Consider the following 215-nt stretch of genomic DNA (forward strand, 5'->3'; position numbering starts at 1 on the left):
CCAGGACCACGAAGTGACTCGGCTTGCCGTGGGTGAAATCCCGGGCGCGGTTCTTGCCGCTCTGCACGCCGAACGCGGCAGCCAGCACGCTGTGCATCATCTGCAATAGCGTTGGCGGTTTGTTGTCGACTGGATCTTCCATAAATCCCTCGTCTGCCATGGGTTTGGAACAAGCATAGACAACCCATCGGAAAAGATCGCAGGCTTCGCCAGCT

At 58.1% G+C, this 215-nt stretch carries 1 protein-coding gene; it reads right to left on the reverse strand.

The genetic code is table 11. The features are described from left to right. Positions 1-142 (reverse strand): DUF2970 domain-containing protein (locus OC610_RS29460; RefSeq protein WP_264433415.1); only part of this gene is annotated, 142 nt, incomplete at its 3' end. Positions 143-215: the final 73 nt, after the last annotated feature.

The organism is Pseudomonas agronomica, from assembly GCF_025917275.1.
Classification (GTDB): Bacteria; Pseudomonadota; Gammaproteobacteria; order Pseudomonadales; family Pseudomonadaceae; genus Aquipseudomonas; species Aquipseudomonas agronomica.